Origin of the sequence: Holdemanella porci (assembly GCF_009696075.1) — a bacterium.
In the GTDB taxonomy this organism is placed as follows: Bacteria; Bacillota_I; Bacilli_A; order Erysipelotrichales; family Erysipelotrichaceae; genus Holdemanella; species Holdemanella porci.
The window spans coordinates 1-3,138 of the sequence record NZ_VUMR01000094.1; the positions used below are offsets into that span (position 1 = coordinate 1).

The 3,138-nt window shown below is 36.3% G+C and carries 2 protein-coding genes and 1 riboswitch; both genes read right to left on the bottom strand.

Annotated features, from left to right (window positions below; all coding sequences use genetic code 11):
• Window positions 1-336: 336 nt before the first annotated feature.
• On the bottom strand, window positions 337-1,677 hold the full coding sequence (gene thiC, locus FYJ55_RS10365) for a phosphomethylpyrimidine synthase ThiC (protein ID WP_154556757.1): 1,341 nt from the start codon (window positions 1,675-1,677) through the stop codon (window positions 337-339).
• 102 nt (window positions 1,678-1,779) lie between these two features.
• A riboswitch (TPP riboswitch) is annotated at window positions 1,780-1,885 on the bottom strand.
• 48 nt (window positions 1,886-1,933) lie between these two features.
• Window positions 1,934-2,932, bottom strand: coding sequence for a Na+/H+ antiporter NhaC family protein (locus tag FYJ55_RS10370; protein ID WP_229771165.1), 999 nt, complete (start codon window positions 2,930-2,932; stop codon window positions 1,934-1,936).
• Between the last annotated feature and the right edge of the window lie 206 nt (window positions 2,933-3,138).

The window sequence follows — 3,138 nt, forward strand, 5'->3', positions numbered from 1 at the left end:
TTTAAATATTTTGAAGTTCTTGTCATAAGTGTAGTCTCTCTTTCGTTTACACCTATACAATAATTCTTAAATAGACATTATTAATGTCGAATATATTAACAAGTCACCAATGTATCTGTTAAGCCAATTTAAAACTGACTCACTCATAAATAACCCCTTCTCAATACGTTTAATTATAACATACTCACTAAGCCCAATTTAGTAACATATGTTATGAGAGAATATAACATTTAAACGTTACACTCTTAATATATCATACTTTTATAAAAAACACACAACATCAACTAATTTCTGCAAATAATTGTTAAAAAATATAAACTATGTAAAACAATACCATTATAAAATATCGATATTCTCCCCAGATAGAGCTTTATTCATACTTCTTACAGCACAAAATTTACCACACATACTACAAGTATCACTATGATCATCTTCTGGCATACGAGATTGACGAATTGCTTTTGCGGTTTCTGGATCTAGCGCACACTCAAATTGCGCATCCCAATCTAGATTCTTTCTTGCGTCAGCCATCTTGTCATCGATATCTCGTGCTCCTTTGACACCTTTGGCAATATCAGCCGCATGTGCTGCAATCTTAGAAGCAATGATTCCTTGTTTTGTATCTTCGACATTTGGTAAAGCCAAGTGTTCTGCCGGTGTTACATAACATAAGAAGGCTGCTCCTGACATAGCTGCAACCGCACCACCAATAGCCGCTGTAATATGATCATAGCCAGGTGCAATATCTGTAACTAATGGGCCTAATACATAGAATGGAGCGCCCATACAGATTTGTTGCTGAACCTGCATATTGGCAGCTACCTGATTTAATGGAACATGTCCAGGTCCTTCGACAATAACTTGTACGTTATGTTCCCAAGCACGTTTTGTAAGTTCTCCTAAACGAACCAATTCCTCAATTTGACATACATCCGTGGCATCTGCTAAACATCCAGGACGACAAGCATCTCCTAAAGAAATCGTCACATCATATTTTTCACAGATATCCAAGATTTCATCATAATATTCATAGAATGGATTTTCTTCCCCTGTCATTGACATCCACGCAAAGACTAAACTTCCTCCACGAGAAACAATATTCATTTTACGTTTGTGTTTTTTGATTTGATCAATCGTCTTTCTTGTGATTCCACAATGCAAAGTCACAAAGTCCACACCATCTTTGGCATGTAACTCGACTACATCTAAGAAATCCTTTGCGGTTAATGTATTTAAATCTCTTTGGTAGTGAATCACACTATCATATACAGGTACAGTACCAATCATAGCTGGACATTCAGCTGTTAATTTTTGACGGAATGGTTGTGTATTTCCATGACTCGATAAATCCATAATTGATTCTGCACCAAGATTTACGGCTGCCATAACTTTTTCCATTTCGACATCATAATCTTTGCAATCTCTAGAAACCCCTAAGTTTACATTAATCTTTGTGCGTAACATACTTCCCACACCTTCAGGATTTAAAGATTTATGGTTTTTATTGGCCGGAATTACAACCTTACCACATGCGACTAACTCTCTTAGTTCTTCTTCTGTCATTTTTTCTTTTTGGGCTACAATCTTCATTTCTGGCGTAATAATTCCCTTACGCGCAGCGTCCATCTGAGTGGTATATGTAGCGCCTATACTTACTGTACTTTCATTTGTGTTCATTTTAAAATCTCCTTTTCCAAATGATTATTTAACGTGGCAAAAAGTGGTGCTCCCATTTTGCCACCAAAAAAAAGTGAGCAACCAATATAGGTATACTCACACTAAAAAGACAAAGTATTTCCCTACGTTGGCATTATCCAAATCAGGTTATAGGTCGAAAGTCACACTTTCCTCTCAGCCTGTACTACAAGCTCCCTTTTTTTATTTACATCTAAGTTATACACTAATTCTAAAAGATAGTAAAGAAGTATAACATTTATTTTCGAACTGGCTTTTCTTCTTTATCCCAAATTCCAATCCCAGTAATGGCACAAATCATTGAGAAAATAGGAACAATAAAGATAAACCATGCGTATGGAATATAAGCTGTTGAGCATCCAAGTACGCCCATGACATAAATTGTCGCAACACCCCAAGGAACGATGGGTGCAGACAATGTACCAGAATCTTCAAGTGTTCTAGATAATACTTTACGAGAAATATTCATATCTTCATAAGTCGATTCAAACGTTTGTTCTGTTACAATGATAGATACTGTTTGTCCGCCAGCTGTTAAGAAGTTCACGACATAACAATATACTAAAGTGACAAATACTAATACTGTACGATTCTTGATAAATTTTAAAAGAACATTTTTTGCCAAAACATCCAAAATACCAGTAGACGTTATGACAGCTCCCATTACACTGGCAACCATAAATGTCACTAATAATTCAGACATAGAAAGCACACCACCACGATTCAACATAGGATCAACAATGGATACACCTGTTTCAATGCTGAAACCATTAAAGGCATAGTTCATTAAATCAACAAAGTTTACCCCTTGAAATACCATAGCAAAAGCAGCAGATACAACTACAGCTAAGCCCATTCCTAATAAGGAAGGTAATTTAAATACAGAAGTCAAAATAACTAGAATGGCAGGTAAAATCAATAGAATATTGATATTGAAATGTTTAGATAATGTGTCTAAAATCAATTTTTGTTGGGCAAGATCCATACTTCCACCACTATAATACAAGCCGGCAATTGTAAATAAGATCATAGCGACTACAGCTGCAGGAAGTGTTGTATACTGCATAGAATGAATGTGATCATATAAAGGTACTTTACTTACACCACTCGCTAAATTGGTTGTGTCTGATAAAGGCGACATCTTATCTCCTAACCACGCTCCAGAAACAACTGCACCCACAACTAATGGTACGGGAATACTTGTTGTAGCGGCAATTCCCACCATCGCAAGACCCATAGTTGCCACAGAACCAAAGGATGTTCCTTTGAACCTCTCATCACTGAAGTGACGAGATTCTTGGGAACAGGTTTCTATTGAAACCTTTCTTACCAAGCTATCCCCGCAGTTCCTGCGGTTGTTTTTGTGTTTAATTTGCCAATATGCCTTGCATCAATATATTGATGGATGCATTTACATCTCTGTCATGATTTGAATGACATTTT

Excerpts from the sequence above, each read along its gene's own strand:
- FYJ55_RS10370 (WP_229771165.1), bottom strand. The coding sequence starts at position 2,932 with ATGGGTCTTGCGATGGTGGGAATTGCCGCTACAACAAGTATTCCCGTA.
- thiC (WP_154556757.1), bottom strand. The coding sequence starts at position 1,677 with ATGAACACAAATGAAAGTACAGTAAGTATAGGCGCTACATATACCACT.